This is a genomic window from Dorea sp. MB18-49 (assembly GCF_023669465.1).
Taxonomy (GTDB): domain Bacteria; phylum Bacillota; class Clostridia; order Lachnospirales; family Lachnospiraceae; genus Dorea_A; species Dorea_A longicatena.
The window spans coordinates 1-18,816 of sequence record NZ_JAMOYX010000052.1; the positions used below are offsets into that span (position 1 = coordinate 1).

At 39.5% G+C, this 18,816-nt stretch carries 19 protein-coding genes, 2 pseudogenes and 1 riboswitch; of the genes and pseudogenes, 16 read left to right on the forward strand and 5 right to left on the reverse strand.

Annotation, left to right across the window (positions count from 1 at the left end; all coding sequences use genetic code 11):
• The first annotated feature begins 68 nt into the window (after nucleotides 1-68).
• The 16 genes from NCY30_RS12675 to NCY30_RS12750 all read left to right on the forward strand — a co-directional run bounded on the left by NCY30_RS12675 (nucleotide 69) and on the right by NCY30_RS12750 (nucleotide 14,903).
• Entirely contained in the window at nucleotides 69-596 is a 528-nt protein-coding gene (locus NCY30_RS12675; RefSeq protein ID WP_006428341.1) for a replication initiator protein A, read from the forward strand.
• Nucleotides 596-1,411, forward strand: coding sequence for an ATP-binding protein (locus tag NCY30_RS12680; protein ID WP_250818785.1), 816 nt, complete (start codon nucleotides 596-598; stop codon nucleotides 1,409-1,411). Before NCY30_RS12675 ends, NCY30_RS12680 begins: the two co-directional genes overlap by 1 nt.
• A complete protein-coding gene (locus NCY30_RS12685; protein WP_005330981.1) occupies nucleotides 1,408-1,617 on the forward strand; it encodes a MerR family transcriptional regulator in 210 nt (69 codons plus the stop codon). Before NCY30_RS12680 ends, NCY30_RS12685 begins: the two co-directional genes overlap by 4 nt.
• A 134-nt stretch (nucleotides 1,618-1,751) precedes the next feature.
• Nucleotides 1,752-2,951 carry a site-specific integrase gene (locus tag NCY30_RS12690; RefSeq protein WP_250818786.1) on the forward strand — a complete coding sequence of 400 codons (1,200 nt, stop codon included), beginning with the start codon at nucleotides 1,752-1,754 and terminating at the stop codon, nucleotides 2,949-2,951.
• Between the two features lie 179 nt (nucleotides 2,952-3,130).
• The gene (locus NCY30_RS12695) at nucleotides 3,131-3,598 is read left to right on the forward strand and encodes a low molecular weight protein-tyrosine-phosphatase (RefSeq protein WP_161158904.1); all 468 of its coding nucleotides are present in this window, start codon (nucleotides 3,131-3,133) and stop codon (nucleotides 3,596-3,598) included.
• Nucleotides 3,599-3,878: 280 nt separating this feature from the next.
• Nucleotides 3,879-5,561: a Na/Pi cotransporter family protein gene (locus NCY30_RS12700; protein WP_250818787.1), complete on the forward strand. Its 1,683-nt coding sequence runs from the start codon at nucleotides 3,879-3,881 to the stop codon at nucleotides 5,559-5,561.
• Between the two features lie 216 nt (nucleotides 5,562-5,777).
• Nucleotides 5,778-6,209 carry a hypothetical protein gene (locus tag NCY30_RS12705; protein ID WP_250818788.1) on the forward strand — a complete coding sequence of 144 codons (432 nt, stop codon included), beginning with the start codon at nucleotides 5,778-5,780 and terminating at the stop codon, nucleotides 6,207-6,209.
• Nucleotides 6,210-6,332: 123 nt separating this feature from the next.
• The gene (locus NCY30_RS12710) at nucleotides 6,333-6,938 is read left to right on the forward strand and encodes a GntR family transcriptional regulator (protein ID WP_130096216.1); all 606 of its coding nucleotides are present in this window, start codon (nucleotides 6,333-6,335) and stop codon (nucleotides 6,936-6,938) included.
• Nucleotides 6,935-7,579, forward strand: coding sequence for a GntR family transcriptional regulator (locus NCY30_RS12715; RefSeq protein WP_250818789.1), 645 nt, complete (start codon nucleotides 6,935-6,937; stop codon nucleotides 7,577-7,579). Before NCY30_RS12710 ends, NCY30_RS12715 begins: the two co-directional genes overlap by 4 nt.
• 301 nt (nucleotides 7,580-7,880) lie before the next feature.
• A complete protein-coding gene (locus tag NCY30_RS12720; protein ID WP_055215451.1) occupies nucleotides 7,881-9,149 on the forward strand; it encodes an SLC13 family permease in 1,269 nt (422 codons plus the stop codon).
• A gap of 170 nt (nucleotides 9,150-9,319) precedes the next feature.
• Entirely contained in the window at nucleotides 9,320-10,219 is a 900-nt protein-coding gene (gene ttdA, locus NCY30_RS12725) for a L(+)-tartrate dehydratase subunit alpha (RefSeq protein WP_022416354.1), read from the forward strand.
• Nucleotides 10,219-10,845, forward strand: a complete 627-nt coding sequence (ttdB, locus tag NCY30_RS12730; protein ID WP_006428351.1) for a L(+)-tartrate dehydratase subunit beta — start codon at nucleotides 10,219-10,221, stop codon at nucleotides 10,843-10,845. The genes ttdA and ttdB overlap by 1 nt, the downstream gene beginning before the upstream one ends.
• 198 nt (nucleotides 10,846-11,043) lie before the next feature.
• Nucleotides 11,044-12,237: a flagellin lysine-N-methylase gene (gene fliB, locus NCY30_RS12735; protein ID WP_055193456.1), complete on the forward strand. Its 1,194-nt coding sequence runs from the start codon at nucleotides 11,044-11,046 to the stop codon at nucleotides 12,235-12,237.
• A 43-nt stretch (nucleotides 12,238-12,280) separates the two neighbouring features.
• Nucleotides 12,281-12,356: riboswitch (Fluoride riboswitch) on the forward strand.
• A 97-nt stretch (nucleotides 12,357-12,453) separates the two neighbouring features.
• Complete coding sequence (locus NCY30_RS12740) at nucleotides 12,454-13,635, forward strand: cation:proton antiporter (RefSeq protein ID WP_022416352.1); 1,182 nt, start codon at nucleotides 12,454-12,456, stop codon at nucleotides 13,633-13,635.
• A 163-nt stretch (nucleotides 13,636-13,798) separates the two neighbouring features.
• Nucleotides 13,799-14,344: an hDIG domain protein gene (locus tag NCY30_RS12745; protein ID WP_022416351.1), complete on the forward strand. Its 546-nt coding sequence runs from the start codon at nucleotides 13,799-13,801 to the stop codon at nucleotides 14,342-14,344.
• A gap of 124 nt (nucleotides 14,345-14,468) precedes the next feature.
• Nucleotides 14,469-14,903, forward strand: coding sequence for an RrF2 family transcriptional regulator (locus tag NCY30_RS12750; protein ID WP_022416350.1), 435 nt, complete (start codon nucleotides 14,469-14,471; stop codon nucleotides 14,901-14,903).
• 369 nt (nucleotides 14,904-15,272) lie between these two features.
• Here the strand turns inward: NCY30_RS12750 and NCY30_RS15475 are convergent.
• The 5 genes and pseudogenes from NCY30_RS15475 to NCY30_RS12770 form a co-directional block, all read right to left on the reverse strand.
• Nucleotides 15,273-15,464: pseudogene (locus tag NCY30_RS15475) on the reverse strand (IS91 family transposase); the annotation flags it as partial.
• Between the two features lie 2 nt (nucleotides 15,465-15,466).
• Nucleotides 15,467-16,521: pseudogene (locus tag NCY30_RS12755) on the reverse strand (transposase); the annotation flags it as partial.
• A 120-nt stretch (nucleotides 16,522-16,641) separates the two neighbouring features.
• Nucleotides 16,642-17,334 (reverse strand): helix-turn-helix domain-containing protein, encoded by a 693-nt coding sequence (locus NCY30_RS12760; protein ID WP_055303158.1) that lies wholly within the window; start codon nucleotides 17,332-17,334, stop codon nucleotides 16,642-16,644.
• 90 nt (nucleotides 17,335-17,424) lie between these two features.
• Nucleotides 17,425-18,048: a transposase gene (locus NCY30_RS12765; protein ID WP_250818790.1), complete on the reverse strand. Its 624-nt coding sequence runs from the start codon at nucleotides 18,046-18,048 to the stop codon at nucleotides 17,425-17,427.
• Nucleotides 18,020-18,679 (reverse strand): transposase family protein, encoded by a 660-nt coding sequence (locus tag NCY30_RS12770; protein ID WP_055193450.1) that lies wholly within the window; start codon nucleotides 18,677-18,679, stop codon nucleotides 18,020-18,022. Before NCY30_RS12770 ends, NCY30_RS12765 begins: the two co-directional genes overlap by 29 nt.
• Nucleotides 18,680-18,816: the final 137 nt, after the last annotated feature.

The following is an 18,816-nucleotide window of genomic DNA, read 5'->3' on the forward strand; positions in this document are numbered from 1 at the left end:
GACATTTTTTGAGCCGGCATAAAAATGATTTTTACAACAGTTAGAAACAGAAACGAGGCGAGAAAAGAATGAAATATGAATACATGAAGGAGTCAGAGCAGATGCTTCAGTACTTCCAGTTTCCGAAATTTTTGCTAAAGTTGCGAATTTCTCAAACTGCAAAATTTCTTTATATGGTTTTGTATGACCGGGCGCGGATATCGAGAAAGAATAGCTGGATAGATAAGTATGGAAATGTTTATCTGATTTTTCCGATAGATGAATTGTCTGTTCAAATCGACAAATGCAAATCTTCTGTAAAAACAGCATTGAAGGAATTAGATGATGAGGGATTATTGGTTCGTAGATCCGGTGGATTTTCAAAACCCAATCATTTATATGTAAAAATTCCATCTGATGAGATAGGTTTACAGCCGGTTGACGATAAGGCGGTTGAAAAGATGGTTACAACAGAGTCGGAAAAGCAACCTTCATCTGGTCGTAAAAATGGCTGTACAGGAGTCGGAAATGTGGCACCTAGTAAAGTAACTGAGAAATATAAAAGTAATAAATATCATGAAGTAAATTATTGCTATGGGGAAGGAGAGAGTTTGTGATGAGAGAAGAAGATACCGTATGTGTAGGCAGTGGTGGTTTGCAATATTGCAAAGTCTGTGGGGAAGCGAAAGAAGCATTTTTTCCTGAGGGTGACTTTATGGGGATGAAGAAACATTCCAGGCAATGTGCTTGTGACAGAAAAGCGTATGAAGAAGAACAAAAATATTTTAAAGACAAAGAGCACCGGGAATTAGTCAGCAGAAATACGAGCATCTGTTTTGACGAGAGCAGAATGGAAGAGTGGACATTTGAGAACGCAGATATGTCAGATGCGGTAATGCATAAGGCAAAAAATTATGTTGATAACTGGGAGAAAATGAAAAGAAATCATATAGGCTGTTTGTTCTGGGGACCGGTTGGTACCGGGAAAAGTTATGCTGCCGGGTGCATAGCCAACGATCTTCTTAAACGAGAAGTAACGGTAAAGATGACCAACTTCAATACCATTATCGATGATATATTTCCACTGGCAGACAAAACGGAATATATCAATGCATTGGCTTCGTATCAGCTTTTGATTATTGATGATCTTGGAGTGGAACGAAATTCAGAATATGCGTTAGGAATTATTTTTAGCGTCATAGACCGCAGGATCCGTTCGGGACGACCTTTGATCATCACGACCCATCTTCCGCTGAAAGAAATAAAAAGCGAGACCATGTTAGATAAAAGACGTATCTATGACCGTATTTTAGAAATGTGTACACCCGTGTATGTTGGAGGCACAAGCAAACGAGAAGCGATTGCAAGTATGAAAATGGAGAAAGCGAAAACGCTGTTGAATACAAACAGAGGGGAGGAGGAATGCGAATGAATTATACAGAAAAAACAATACCTGTTTGGAAGAAATATTCTTTAAATGTTTCCGAAGCAGCTGAATATTACGGAATCGGAGAAAAGAGATTAAGACAGATTGCAGGTGAAAATGAAGGAGCAGATTTTATTTTGGAAGTTGGTTCGCACATCCGATTCAAAAGAAAATTATTTGAAGATTATCTGGATACAGCCAGCACAGTTTAAGTGACAGAATAGAAAAAATAGTAATGAAAATAATGTTCATTTTATCTTAGCGAAGGAAGGTCTTGTGGTATAATGAATAAACCGAGACGGTCTTCCAAGTTAAATGAACATTTGATGAAGGAGACTAAAAGATTATGAGTGAAAAAAGGAGAGATCATAGAGGACGTATATTACACAATGGAGAAATACAGTTATCTGATGGCAGATATCGATTTAAGTATGTCGATGAGATGGGAAAGGAGCGCTGCGTATATAGCTGGCGCTTAGACCATAACGATGCAACTCCGAAAGGAAAGCGCCGTACTTTGTCGCTTCGGGAGATGGAGAAGAAAATCCAGGCGGATCATTTTGAGCAGATTGCAACAAATGGCGGAAATATGACGGTGCTGGAACAGGTTGAAAAATATACATCAACAAAAACCGGTGTCAGACCTACTACAGTTGCAGGATACGGAACAGTTATCAATTTATTGAAGAAAGATCCATTTGGAAAAGGAAGGATTGATACGGTTCGGATTTCGGATGCAAAATGTTGGCTGATACATCTTCAGCAGGTAGAAAAGAAAAGCTATAGTTCCATCCATTCGATCCGAGGCGTTCTTCGTCCGGCATTTCAGTTGTCGGTGGATGATGACCTGATCAGGAAAAATCCATTTCAGTTTCAGCTAATGGAAGTGGTCGTGAATGACAGTGTGACAAGAGAGGCAATCAGCAGAGCGGAGGAGCGTAAGTTTTTACAATTTGTAAAGGATGATGCACAGTTCAGTAAATACTATGAAGGTATTTATATATTGTTTAAGACGGGGCTTCGCATCTCAGAATTCTGCGGGCTGACGATTTCTGATATTGATTTCAAGGAGCATACGATCAACATCGATCATCAATTGCAGAAAAAATCAAAAATCGGATATTATATTCAAGAGACTAAAACAACCAGCGGAACGAGAAAGATACCTATGACTGCAGATGTAGAGGAATGTTTTCGGAAAATAATAGAAAAACGAAACCCGCCCAAAGCAGAGCCTATGGTAGATGGAAAAAGTGGATTCTTACACTTTGATAAAAATGAAAGTATCTGCTATTCCCTGCACTGGGAGCATTATTTCCAACATATCGTTCAGAAGTATAATAATACTTATAAAGTACAGATGCCTGTCATTACATCTCATGTATGCCGGCACACCTATTGCTCAAATATGGCAAAATCCGGAATGAATCCAAAAGCATTGCAATATTTGATGGGCCACTCAGACATCGGCGTAACGCTGAATACATATACGCATGTAAATCTTGAGGATGCCAGGGAAGAAGTTGCCCGGATTCAGGTTGTGTAATTACGATTTTTAATTAAAAATAGCAAGGTGTAAAATAGAAAAACATACACCTTATTTTACACCTTTTGCTGACGATATTATGCGAAAATAAACCAGGTTATGCCAGAAAGCAAAAATTTACAGAGGCTTACAAAGCCCGAAATATCAAGAAAAACTAAGAAATGCGAGGTTATGCAACAATGATAAAAGTGCTCTTTATCTGCCACGGCAATATCTGCCGCTCAACCATGGCAGAATACGTAATGAAAGATCTAGTAAAGAAAGCGAACCTAGAGTCATCCTTCTACATCGACTCCGCCGGAACCAGCAACGAAGAAGACGGCAATCCGGTTCACTACGGAACGCAGAACAAGTTAAGAGAAGAAGGAATCCCATGCGGTAACCACAGAGCACGCCAGATGACGAAAAAAGACTATGAAGAATTTGATTACCTGATCGGCATGGAGCAGTGGAATATCCGCAATATTAACCGCATCATCCGGAAAGACCCGGAGCATAAGGTGCATTTGTTACTGGAATATACAGGAGAGGCAAGAGACATTGCAGATCCGTGGTACACGGGGAATTTTGACGTGACTTATGACGATGTGAAAGAAGGCTGCGAGGCATTCTTGCAATATCTGATGGAGAATGAACCGTTATATTAGAAACAATAGGAGTAAACAATAAAAAGGAATCATCTTAAGTATTCAGATAATTTTGCATACATTTGATGATTCCTTTATATTTTTTCGAAAATAATTTCATAGAATTTAATGTAATATAAACTCCGGGTACAATTTTACATAGATTTAACATAGATTTGATATAGGCTGCATACACCTTCGTTACAATAAGCCCGTAACGTCGAGGGAACATCATGTGTTCGAAAGAAACTGCCGGCGGCAGGTTCTACAGAAGACGAATGAAGGAGAATGGGGAAATATTATGAATGAAAAATTGCAGATAATATTCGGGCTTTTAGGAGGCCTGGCAGTCTTTATTTATGGAATGAATATGATGAGTGAGTGCCTGCAGAAAGCGGCAGGAGAAAAGATGAAAAGCATCCTGGCACTTCTGACTAAGAACCCGGTACTTGGGGTTATCGCAGGAGCACTTACTACAGCGGTATTACAGAGCAGTAGTGCGACAACCGTTATGGCGATCGGTTTTGTCAGTGCGGGACTTATGAGTCTTCCACAGGCAATCTCAATCATCTTTGGTGCGAACATCGGTACGACGATGACGGCACAGATCATCGCATTTAAGATCAGCGATTACATCTATATCATTATCTTTATTGGATTTATCATTTCGTTTATTGCGAAATCTGAAAAAGTGAAGAGTATCGGTCAGACAATCTTCGCATTTGGTCTGTTATTCCTTGGAATCGAGACCATGGGAGATGTTATGAAACCGCTGGCATCCAGCCCAGTGTTCACGAATCTGATTGAAAGAGTAGCACATATTCCGGTACTTGGGGTATTTGTCGGAACACTAATGACACTGGTAGTACAGAGTAGTAGTGCGACGATTGCAGTATTGCAGAACTTTGCATCACAGCCGGGACCTGATGGTGTGACAAGTATGCTTGGACTTGCAGGTGCGATCCCAATCCTTCTTGGAGATAATATCGGTACTACAATTACAGCACTTCTGGCAAGTGTCGGTCAGACAAAAGATGCGAAACGTACAGCCGTTGCACACTGTATTTTCAACATTTCCGGATGTCTGCTATTTATCTGGTTTGTGAAACCATTTGCAGCGCTGATCCAGCATATTTCTCCGAAAGGACCAGAAGTTGAGGTGATCTCAAGACAGATTGCAAATGCGCATACATTATTCAATATTACAATGACACTGATCTGGGTCTGTCTGATCAAATTCATGGTGAAGATTGTTATGACGTTGATTCCGGATGGAAAAGCAGTCGATATGGATTCTGCAAAACCGGTATTTTTGGATGATAAGATCATAAACCAGCCGGCAGCGGCACTTCAGTTGGTTGCAAAGGAAATTCTTCGTGTGAGTGAAATGGTTAAAGTTGTTGTGGCAGATACGATCACAATTGTCAAAACTGAAGATATGAATGAACTGGAACCACTGCAGGAAAAGGGACTGCAGATTAAGAAACTGACGGATCAGATCACGGAATATCTGGCAGCTTTGTTCTCAGCCGGAACGATGACAGAGCAGCAGGCTGCACAGACGGCAAGCCTTATGTACATCTTAAGCGATGTGGAACGTATGGGAACGCTGAGTGTAGAAGTTGCCAAATGTGTACAGGAAAAGATTGAAAACAGATACAAATATACACCGGAAGCGATGGAAGAGTTGCAGAAAAGCCTGAAGACACTGGAGAAGATGTTTACCGATTCAATCAAGGCATTACAGGGTGATAAGTCAGTTCAGACAGAGAAGCTGATCAAACGGAAAGATAAGATCATGGATCTGGATCTGAAGATGCGAAAAGCACATGTACAGCGTGTCAATAAAGGAAAATGTAAAGCAAGCCTTACGGCACCATTTACGAATATCTTGCATCTGATCGATCGTATGGGAAACAGCTGTGTCAACCTTGCAGATGTTGCGTCTAATGAAATCAGTCTGAATTATTTTATGATAAATTAAGAATATGAGAGATAGAAAAGCCTTTGTGGATATTAAAATGATATCTGCAAAGGCTTTTTTGATACCAAAGTATGCAAGAAAAATTGCTAGTGTTATTTGGGGTAAATACATAGAAAACAAAATTCGAGACATACTATAAAAGAAAAATAATGAAAAATACATGAAGAAAGACAAAGTATAAAAAGATAGCAAGCAATTTAAAAAGGAGGAAGTATCATGGACACATCAACATACGAAATTCTGAAGGAATGTAATTCTGGATGCCGGATGGCACTGAATAGTATCGAGCAGTTGGCGGTATATCTGAAAAGTCAGGAGCTTCAGGACTTGTTCTGTAAATATAAAGAAGACTATGAAAAAATGGAGAAGGAATCAATAAGGTTGTCAGAAGGAAAATTGCAGGAGGAGAAGCTGTCAGAAAAGGCAGCAGAGACATTTGCCTGGATCAGTGCTGAAGTAAAGATGATGCTCAATGATGACAGTTCGAAGATTGCGGAAATGATGATCGACGGGGCAAATATGGGAATAAAATCCATTACAGAGAAATTAAATCGTTATCCGAAAGCGGAAAAAGAAAGCATTTCACTTGCAAAGAAATTTGAAAAGACATGTGAAAAGCTGATTCAGGATATGAAGAAATATTTATAAAATATTATGATTTTTTCGTGGAATATGCAGCCCAAAATATTAGAAAACGAAAAAATAACTCTTTACATTTTCCTTGATTTTGGATACATTATTGTTATAAGGTTTTAAATCAAGGGGAAAATTATGAAAGATATATCAGAAAAAAGATTGAGCGACTATATGGCGGAACAGATCGCTGATGAAATATTGTCCGGAAGAATTCCCGGAGGAAGTCAGTTAAAACAAGAAGAACTGGCAGAAGCGTTTGAAGCTTCCAGAATTCCAATCCGGGAAGCTTTCCAGATCCTGGAAAATCAGGGGTTAATTATCCGCCTTGCAACTAGAAGAATTACTGTGACAGAATTGGATAAAGAACAGATATGTCTGATCTACAGTATGATTTCGGAGATGACAAAGAAGGCATTGAACAGTCTGAAACATAGTGGAAAGACTGCGCAGTTGGAAGAGTTGCTTATGACATCGGGATTGTCAGGAGAGGTACAGCCTGCAGAAGCCATGTGTGATCTGGTGGAAAATGAGTATATCAAAAGACTTTTAAGAAATGCCAGTGACAGCTATATCCGTTTTGCACTATCAACGGGACATTATGCAGATAAGATAAAAGAAGAAAAGGATAAGATGACAGAACTTTTAGAAAATGGGGAACTGAAGAAAGTAGAAAAATCTCTGGATGTATATTTTAAATTGCTTGCAAGAGCGGTCAATGAAGAGAGAGGGATGAATGAATGAATGGATTAAAACCAATTAAGATGCCGTCGGCCAAGGAAAAGGTAGCGGCAGAACTTAGGAAGGCAATCTTGTCCAGGCAGATGAAAGAAGGAGAAGTCCTTTCACTGGAAAGTGTAGCCACACAGTTAAATGTATCGGCGATGCCGGTAAGAGAGGCATTTCAGATACTTGCAAGAGATGGGTTAATACAGTTGCGCAAGAACAGAGGAGCTGTAGTACTTGGAATTACGGAAACTTATATTAAAGAACATTATCAACTTCGTGCAATTTTAGAAAGTGCGGCAGCATCGCTTGCAGCAGAGCCGGAGACGGACATATCGGAGATAGAATCCGTGTACGAAGAAGCAGAAGAGGATCTGAAGGAAGGCAATTTAAAGCAATATACAGATCTGAACCATGCATTTCATCATGAGATCTGGTCTGCGGCAGGTAACCAGAAGATGAAAAATATGATTTCTGAATTATGGAATGGTCTGTCTATGGGCAGCATGGTATCAGAAGAGGATTATGCGAAAGTGTCGATTAAAGAACATGAAAGGATATGGAGAGCAATCAAGGCTCATGATCAGAAGGAAGCACAGATGGCGATGTATGATCATATTATGCGGAGCCGGGATGATATGCTTACATATTATAAATAATTAGTGCGTTGTTATTTACCTTTGTGGTGAATAACAATGCACTTTTTTTGTCTAAGTATGCAAGAAAAGTTGCCTGTGGCAGGTCCTTTCCATACAAAAAACGCTGAATATGGTGATTTTGAACAAAAGACGATATACAGTTTTATAACATATGCCAAAATCTATAAATACCTATTGACATTTTTATCATTAAGGAGTATCTTGTAATCAAGATTTGGATACAAAATCAAATATCAGACATCAAAGATCAAAAAAACGTATCCGAGAAATCGAACGAAATAATTACAAGGAGGTAATGAAGATGAGTCAGATAACAATTACATTACTGTTTCTGGCATTTGCAATCATCATGTTCATGCTTGAAAAGATTCCGCTTGGGGTAACATCGATGATTGTCTGTGTGGGACTGGTAGTCACAGGGGTATTGGACTGGCAGACTGCATTCTCGGGATTCATCGACAGCAATGTAATCTTATTTGTTGCAATGTTCATTGTCGGTGGAGCACTGTTTGAGACGGGAATGGCGAACAAGATCGGAGGAGTGGTTACACATTTTGCCAAGACAGAAAGGCAGCTGATCATTGCGATCATGGTGATCGTCGGAGTGATGAGTGGCTTCCTTTCCAACACAGGAACAGCCGCAATCCTCATTCCGGTAGTTATCGGTATTGCTGCAAAATCAGGATATTCAAGATCAAGACTGTTAATGCCGCTGGTATTTGCAGCAGCCATGGGAGGTAACCTTTCACTGATCGGTGCACCTGGTAACATGATCGCACAGTCATCCATGGAGAAGATTGGACTGAAATTCGGATTCTTCGATTATGCGAAAGTAGGTCTTCCAATTTTGGTCGTAGGAATTATTTTCTTCGCACTGTTCGGATACAAATTCCTGCCGGATAAAGTGGACACAAGCGGTGAGGGAATCTTTGATGAGACAAAAGATTTCAGCAATGTTCCAAAGTGGAAACAGACCCTTTCACTGATCATCCTGTTATTAACACTTCTGGGAATGATTTTTGAAGATCAGATTGGTATTAAGTTATGTGTCATAGGATGTGTGGGAGCACTTGCACTGATCGTTACAGGCGTTATCAGTGAGAAAGACGCACTCCTTTCCATCGACTTGAAGACGATCTTCTTATTCGGAGGTACGCTTTCCCTTGCGTCTGCACTGGAAGCAACCGGTGCCGGAGAACTGATCGCAGATAAAGTAATCGGAATGCTGGGAGATAACCCTTCACCATACATATTAACATTTGTAATCTTCATGCTCTGCTGTATCATGACAAACTTTATGTCAAACACAGCAACGACAGCACTGATGGCTCCGATCGGAGTATCCATCGCACAGGGCATGGGTGCAGATCCAAGTGCCGTACTGATGGCATGTGTAATCGGAGGATCCTGTGCATTTGCAACACCAATCGGAATGCCGGCCAACACCATGGTAGTAACGGCAGGAGGATATACGTTCAAGGATTATGCGAAAGCAGGTATTCCTATGATCGTAGTAGCAACCATAGTAAGTATGATCTTGCTTCCAATCTTCTATCCATTCTTCCCATAAACATAAGGAAGTATTTGACCTCTAATCTCCATAAAAACGGAAGATGTAAGCAGACATACCTCTCATGACAGTTTGTGATAAAAGTTTTCGCTGTCTTTCATCACAATACTGTTGTGGGAATATAGATAGGAACTAAAAATTTTTAATAGAATTTCAAGGAGGATATGAAAATGTCTAAAGAACAACAGGTAACACAACTTACAGATTATATGGCAAAATTTATTGCACATATCGCAAAGAAACTGCCGGATGATGTCATTGAAAAATTAACAGAGCTGCGTGAGAAAGAAGACAGCCCGCTTTCAAAGGTAATTTATGACACCATGTTCAAGAACCAGGAACTTGCTGTAAAACTGAACAGACCAAGCTGTCAGGATACAGGTGTATTACAGTTCTGGGTAAAATGTGGAACAAAATTCCCACTTATCGACGAACTGGAAGGACTTCTGAAAGACGCTGTTGTGAAAGCAACATTTGAAGCACCTCTCCGTCATAACAGTGTAGAGACATTTGATGAATACAACACAGGAAAGAACGTAGGAAAAGGAACACCGACTGTATTCTGGGATATCGTTCCAAACTCAGACAAATGTGAGATCTATACATACATGGCAGGGGGCGGATGTACTCTTCCTGGAAAAGCTATGGTTCTGATGCCGGGTGAAGGATACGAAGGAGTTACAAAGTTCGTTATGGACGTTATGACAACATACGGATTGAATGCCTGCCCTCCGCTTCTCGTTGGCGTAGGTGTGGCAACATCTGTTGAGACGGCAGCACTTCTTTCTAAGAAAGCACTGATGCGTCCGATCGGATCACACAATGAGAACGAAAGAGCAGCTAAGATGGAGACTCTTCTCGAAGACGGAATCAATGCAATCGGCCTTGGACCACAGGGTATGGGCGGAAAATATTCTGTAATGGGCGTTAATATTGAGAACACAGCACGTCATCCGTCTACAATCGGTGTAGCTGTTAACGTAGGATGCTGGAGCCACAGAAGAGGACATATTGTATTTGATAAGGACCTGAACTACACAATCACAACACATACGGGGGTAGAATTATAATGGTAGAAGTAAAGAACGGTAAAAAAATCTTAACAACACCTATTTCAGCAGAAGACTTAAAAGATATCAAGATCGGTGACATCGTATATCTGAACGGAAGCATGACAACATGTCGTGACGTTGCACACCGCCGTCTGGTAGAAGAAGGAAGAGAACTTCCTGTAGATGTAAGAAACAACGCAATCTTTCATGCAGGACCGATCATCCGTCCACTGGAAAATGACAAATTCGAAATGGTATCTGTAGGACCGACAACAAGTATGAGAATGGAAAAATTCGAGTACGAATTCGTAAAAGAAACTGGTGTACGTGTGATCATCGGTAAAGGTGGTATGAAAGAAAATACAGAGCGTGCATGTAAAGAATTCGGAGCAATCCACTGCGTATTCCCTGCAGGTAACGCTGTAGTAGCTGCTACAGAAGTAGAAGAGATCGTAAGAGCCGAGTGGAGAGATCTTGGTATGCCGGAGACACTCTGGAACTGCCGCGTAAAAGAATTCGGACCACTGATTGTTTCTATCGATGCAAACGGAGACAACCTCTTTGAAGAAAGAAAGATTGAATACAATAAGAAGAAAGATGCTGCTACAGAAGAGATTTGTAAGCATGTAAGCTTTATTAAATAATTAGGATAATAATTACAGTAAATCCTTGAGAACCCTTTTATACTAATGTAAGTTATGCAGTTTTCCCCCGGGCGATTCCTCCTAAAGAGCCCGGGGGATTTTTATACCAAACTAAAAATGTTCTGTCCTCTAACAAAAATTATGTGGTATAATGCTCAAAGTTGAATTGATTTTGTATAAAAACTGGAGGAAGAATCAATGTTATATACAATCCCGGATTATTACCATGAATTTTCCTGTATTGCAGGCGAATGTGAAGATACATGCTGCGCCGGCTGGCAGATTGTGGCGGACGAAGCAGCGTTGAAAAAATATAAGAAAGTAACCGGATCATTTAGAAAAAGATTAAGAAAGTCCATTAACTGGAAAGAAGGAACCTTTAAGCAGGACAAGAATAAGCGCTGTGCCTTTTTAAATGATGAAAATCTTTGTGATATGTATACAGCACTCGGTGAAAAAAGTCTGTGCCGGACTTGTAAGATGTATCCAAGACACGTAGAAGAATTTGAAGATGTCCGAGAGATGACGTTGTCTGTATCCTGTCCGGAGGTGGCAAGAATTCTGCTTGGTAAAAAGGAACCGGTGCGCTTTCTGACATATGAAAGCAACAAGGAAGAAGAATATGATGATTTTGATCCATTCTTGTATTCAAAATTGGTAGATGCAAGAAAAGTGATGATCAATATCCTTCAGGACAGAAGTAAGAGACTGGATCTGCGGGTTGGTCTGGTGCTGGCGATCGCACATGACTTGCAGGTGCGGATCAAAAGAGAAGATATCTTTTCCATTGATGATGTATTTGAAAAATATCAGACGGAGAAGGCGGTGCAATTCGTTGAAGCAAAATTATCAGAAGATGAGAACTATGCATTTATTAAGAAAATGTTCCGGAATCAGTATCTGATGGAACGCTTAAGGGATGACTGGGAACCGCATCTTCTTGAGGCAGAAAGTTTACTTTACGGAGATATTGGTTGCAGCGACAGTGAAGAACAATGTACAAAGTACAAAGAACAGTATACAAAGAACAAACGAGAATTTCACGAATGGCTGAATACATATATGCCAGATTATGAGATCCAGTATGAGCAGTTACTGGTGTACTTTATCAGCACTTATTTCTGTGGTGCAGTGTATGACGGGGAAGCTTATGTAAAGGTACAGATGGCGGTTGTCAGTGTACTTTTGATCCACGAACTTCTGCTGGCACAGTGGCTGAAGAATGAGAAGACACTGGAGATGGAGGATGTGATAGATACCGTATATCGTTATTCCAGAGAACTGGAGCATTCCGATCCGAATCTGAACCTGATGGAAAAGCTGATGAGGAGAGATCTGTTATCCTGGTTTAAGAAAGAAAATGACGGTGATAAGGAGATGGACAGGCATTAAAATTGAAACTACAGTTGCAAAATACCATACAGGTATGTTATAACTTTTAGAAGGGAATGAAGTTCTCCCTTAGTGATCATACTAGAACCGCTTATAAAGCTGATGACTTCTGCGAATAATGACGCAGAAAGTCTCAGCTTTTTCTGCGTTTATAGATCGCTATGCGGTTGAAAGAAACTGCCAGTGGCAGATTCTGTAGATAAGGAGGAATATAAAATGTTACTAAGCGTTGCGCTGATCCTGCTCTGTGGTATGGGGATGAGCTGGATCTGTAAAAAATTAAAACTGCCGGGGCTTCTGGGAATGCTTCTCACCGGTATCGTTCTGGGACCGTATGTGCTGAATCTTCTGGATGAAAATCTGTTAAATATTTCATCGGAACTTAGGAAGATGGCACTGATCATTATTCTGATGAGGGCCGGATTAGGGCTTGACATTTCCGGTTTGAAAAAAATCGGGCGTCCGGCGGTAATGATGTGCTTTGTACCGGCGAGTTTTGAGCTGTTGGGAATGTTAGTGCTGGCACCAAGGTTACTGGGACTTTCTGTGCTGGAAGCGGCAATATTAGGATCTGTACTTGCGGCGGTTTCACCGGCGGTTGTCGTGCCGCGTATGGTAAGATTGATGGAAGAAGGCTATGGAACGGAAAAAGGAATCCCACAGTTGATTCTTGCGGGCGCTTCGGTAGATGATGTATATGTCATCGTATTATTTACGACCTTTTCAGGGATTATGCAGGGAAAAAGCGTATCGGTTATGAGTTTCCTGAATATTCCGATATCTATTATCCTGGGAATGATCATTGGATTACTTGCCGGATGGCTTCTTGCACGGTATTTTGAGAAAGTACATATTCGGGATACCGTAAAGGTATTAATCTTACTCAGTATTTCATTTTTACTGGTAGTGGCAGAAGATCATATGACAACTGCAATTACGTTCTCGGCGTTAATTGCAGTGATGTTTCTGGGAGTGGGCTTACAGAAATACAGGAAAGTGGCTGCAAAAAGGATTGCAGTAAAATGTGGAAAGATGTGGGTGGCAGCGGAAGTATTCTTATTCGTACTGGTTGGTGCGACTGTAAATATCGGATATCTATCTCATGTAGGACTCAAGGCAGTCGTTTTAATCTGTGGCGCACTGATCTTCCGAATGACAGGGGTCTTTGTATGTCTGCTTGGAACGGATATGAATGGAAAAGAAAAGTTATTTACGATGATGGCATACACACCGAAAGCAACTGTACAGGCTGCAATCGGAGGAATTCCACTGACGCTTGGATTTGCGTGTGGCGATGTGGTTCTGACGGTAGCAGTGCTTGCAATTGTACTGACTGCACCGCTTGGAGCATTTGCGATTGATAGCAGTTACAAAAAATTTCTGGCAAAAACTAAGTGATTCCATTGCAATGTATTCTCAGTATAAAATAAAGTAGATCCAATATCTGATTGACAAATGGCAGTTCTGTGATATCATATAAAACATATAGGAAAAGAAAGAAAACTATGTTCATATAATAAAGGAACACAAAAATGACATGAAATAAACGGAGGACTGCCATATGACAAGAGAAGAAGCATGGGAATTATTAACCGAATATAACCAGGATGAATTTCATCTCCTGCATGCACAGACGGTAGAGAATACGATGCGTTATTTTGCAAGAGAGCTCGGGTTTGCGGATGAGGAAGATTTCTGGGGAATCGTAGGACTTTTACACGATCTGGATTTTGAAAAATATCCGGAAGAACACTGTATCAAATCGCAGGAGATCATGAAAGAACGAGGAATTGATGAGAAGATCATCCATGCAACGGCGAGTCACGGTTATGCGATTACAGTGGATATCAAACCGGAGCACGAGATGGAAAAAATATTGTATGCGGTTGACGAGCTGACGGGTCTGATCGGAGCTGTTGTATTGATGCGTCCGTCAAAAAGTGTACAGGATCTGACATTAAAGTCTGTAAAGAAAAAATACAAGAGCAAGAATTTCGCAGCAGGATGTTCCAGAGAAGTCATCGAACGCGGAGCGGATATGCTTGGATGGACACTGGAAGAGCTGATTCAGAGAACAATTGATGCTTTGAAGACATTCCAGGATTAAAAAAGGCGAAAAAGGATAACGGACGAATGGTTCGGAGGATTGGCATTTGTCAAAAAATGTGATATCATAGTAATTAAGTAGGAGATGAACCGGGAGAAGAGACCCGGATGAAAGGTGAAGTACTATGAAGATATCAACAAAGGGCAGATATGCACTGAGAATTATGATTGATCTGGCGGAGAATGCAAATGGGGAATATATTCGTCTGAAAGACATATCGGCAAGACAGGGAATTACATTAAAATATATGGAACAGATTATGCCGATGCTGACAAAGGCCGGATATGTAAGAAGTTATCGTGGCAATAACGGTGGTTATATGCTGGCGAAAGAGCCGGAAGAATATACAGCCGGAGATATTATCCGTACAACGGAAGGAAGCCTTGCGCCGATTGCGTGTCTGGATGACGTGCCGAATCGCTGCGAGAGACAGGATCAGTGTTCCACACTTGAGTTCTGGGAAGGACTTAAGAAAGTAATCGACCAGTATGTGGATAGTGTGACACTTGCAGATTTGGTAAATAATCATGAAGAGAAGTGCGGCAAGCTGGATCTGTAAATGTAAATGAATAAAAAACAAGAAAATGTACAGCAGGCAAAAGTCTGCTGTATTTTTTATTTTATAGGAAAGTTCGATTTTGGGCGAACCATTGAACGAAAATAGCCCGCACAGAGGCGGGCACACAGATAGAACGACACCGATTTAGAAGATGTAAAAACCTTCTACACCAGCCTCGTCATCAAACAGATTATCTTCATTTAAGAAATAATCCATATCCAGAAGATCATCTTCGCTCATGTTGCGAATGTCCATAGATGTCATTCCTTCAGGTGGATTATTTATATTTTTTTGCGTAATTCCTCAATGTTAGATTTCATGGTAATGTTCCTCCTTTAGAGGATTATAACACAGATAATCGAAAAAGAATTATGCAGAAGAACGCTTTCCACGAGATTTGGACATGGATTTCTCGTAAAGTTCTTGGAGGGATACGCGTTGGTGGTTGTAATAGAGTTCTAAAAATTCCATTTGATAGTTGCATTCAGGGTATTTCAAAGGGTCGTAACCAAAGGAAGAAAGGATAGCAGTTCGCCATTGGTTGAAACTTCGATAGATGCGACGGCATCTTTATTAAATTCAAACACATCTTCCTTTCTTCGGTTACCTTGTGTAATAACCGGATTTAATTTTGCTATCAGTTCATAACCACCTTTTTTTGCCGCCTCGATATTTGTCTTTTCAGAATAAGCCATATCTCCAATGACTGATTCAATCTGTATCCCAGCAGCTTTACTTTTTTGTACAAGTTTTGGCAGTTCTTTGCCATCTATTTTTTCGCCGCTGGTGATTGTGGCAGCTGTGATGATCCGTTCTTCTGTCATTGCTATGTGTGTTTTATATCCCCAAAATGAAGTATCGGCTGTCTTATGACCAGTTTTTGCATCTTCATCCTTTGAAGTTTCTAAATGTTCCATGTCATCAGTGACAGATTCTTCTAGTAGATTTTAATTTTTCCTGCACTTTTGGATAACTGCAAATTTCTTCATTTCCTTTTATAACATCAATAAGCTGTTTACAGTATTTTAGTTCTTTTTCTAAAGAATCATCTGTGTTTTTATCAGGAAATTTTTCTTTCATTGTTTCATCAATTTCATAGATGCTACGGCGCAGTTTTTTTGATTGTTCCTGGAGTACTTGACGGGGGAGTCTTTTGATTGTATTTTGATTTTGTATGCGTTGCATCCATAATAATGTATTTTGACTTAATAATTCCTTTTTCTAATGTTAACTGAACTGTTTTGGCAATCAGCATATCCAAAAGATTCATATCCTTTAAACGTAACTTCCGAAATTTTGTCAATGAACTTGGATTTATAACTTCATCTTCTGGAGCCATGTCCAAAAAATATTTAAAAGACATATCGTATTTAGAACGTTCAACCAGATCAATATCTGATAAATCGTAAATTGATTTCAAAAGAAGATATTTAAATATTCGGATAGGTGGAACTGCATTTCCTCCGTTATCCAGACAATAATTAGCAAGCAATGCATCATAAATAAAGCTAAAATCAACCAATTCTTTTATCTGCCGGAGAAGATTATCTTTTGGGATTATTAATTCATATATTTCCATGTAGAGATTTAGCACCAATTTCTGCTGTTGTTCGATTATAAAAACACCGCCTATATTTGATAGATACATTGTACCAAATATAGAACGATATAATCTACTTTTTCAGTGCCATCGAACGAGGGGCAGGGGAGTTGAATAGGCGTAGACTATTTTTGTTGACTATTGTGCAAAGAAAAAGTTTGTACGTTTGATATTCTTTAATTCATCTGAAGAAATGTGAAGAGCATTTTTCAATTCATCATTAAGCGGTAGCGGATTTTCGCTGGCAATCACTTTCATGGCGATACTCTGATAAAAGTACGTAATCGTGGAAATCAGACCGACAACGTGCATGGAATTAATGCCGATTGACGGAAGACGCAACGTCAGAATGTCAAAAGGCGGCTTTGTATTTACAAGGATAAAAACCGTACATGTATCGCTGTAGGTAATATCGCCTTCGTAAATATAATTCGCTTCGTAGTAGTTGGATATGTCATCGACATCGTAATACATCGTAGCAGTTAATGACAAATTCTTATTTTCCAGAACTGCCTTCTGCAAGCAGTTCTTTTCTCCGTTAAACCAATAAAGATAAAGTTTGTCAGAAAAATAATTCTGGTACCTTGCAATTTCGGCTGCGCTTTTATCGGTTGAAGTTATGGGGAGCAGAGAGGCTATGTCGATATTCAGAATCTGACAAATGTCTACCAGAGTGTCAATACTTATGAGAACCTCTCCTTTTTCGTATTTGGAAATCGTGGCAACGCTTTTGTTCAATTTTTTGGAGAGATCACTTAAGGTCATGTGTTTGGTCCGGCGTCTTGCCCGAAGCTTTTTGCCAAGTGTTGTGTAAAAATCGCAAGAATCCATATTATCCCTCCTTGATGTTTTTTGATAATGTTAGTTGATAAAAACTAAAAAGTATAAAAAGATTCTAACATATTCTGATAAAAAATGCTACTAGGCAAAATTTTTGTTAGTTTTGAAAGGTAAATTTATTTCATTTTTCTTCAGGTAATAATATTCATAAAGCTGCTTTATGAAATCTGCTATCTGCTCCATCAGATAATGGTTCTTTTGTGCCTGTTCATTCCAGCTGCATGCATGCTCTATATTCCCCCGCCAATGCTTCTGCCGGTTGAATCCCTGATTTTCTATCTTCCATCTGTTTCTTCCCGCATTTACTATTTTTCTGGCATTGTTTTTTGTGATTGTAATGTCTGCAATCCATGCAAACTCTGTTGTTTCTTTTTTTTCATCTGGTTTAATCTTCTTTTCTGTATAATATGTCAGATTTACATCTGTATTCTGAAACATAATCTGATTCTGATATTCTATTTCTGAACCTATCTTTTCTTTTTCCGGCAATGACCGATATTCTTTGGCTATGGATGATGCACTTCCCTTTTTATAACGGATGATATAATTCCAGCTGTTATCTGTGCAGGTCTGTATAACTTTCTGACTGACATACAACCCATCTGCCGTTATAATGATCGGAAGTCTCGGAAACTGTTTCTTAATCTTTTCTGCAACTCTGATAAATGCTTTACTTTCACAGTCCTGTTTTATTTTTTTTTTCACTCTGATTGATATATTCCTCAGAATTCTGGATCGCTTCAGATGCTATACTGCATACAAGGTTATTCCCCAGATAAAGTTTTGCTTCGAGCACGCTTCTGTGATACTTCGTAAATTCATCTGCTTCTCCACGGTTATAGCAGCGACTCAGGTAATATTCATTCTTTTTCTGATATCCCTCATCCAGTTCTGTGGCGTCAATAATGATCTGCCACCTTTTCAACACCCTGGCATCATCAAATGTTTTTCTACGGATCATAGAATAAGCAATATCTTTCTGTATTTTTTCCAGTTCCTCTGGGTTCAGTCTTGCCAAAAATTCATTCTCTATAACACCATGAGGAAGATACTCCTTCTTTTCTTCACTCATGAATGAGTAGAGATTTTCTACAACTGCATCATCATTAAATTTCAGTGTCATTTCCTGCATACTTGAAATTCCGCTTATGCATTTGTAGTACATGGTTCCAAGCATAACCCTCACTGGATATTCAATATAACTTTGATTTCGCGGATCATTCACCTCAGCAAATTTGGCAAATAACTCTGGGTAATATTTATTTTGAATCTTATTGTATTCAACAACTGGATTCTTTTCCGGTCTTCTTTTGGCTCTTTCCTGTTCTCTGTTCATTTTTCTTCCTTTGCGACAAAGTTTTTTCTTTTATTTTACTCCATCGTAAAGGAAGATGCTTTAAATTCAATAAATTTAATGCGAATTATTTTTATCTATTTTCATACAATTTTTGTAATATGAAAAAAATGTATGAA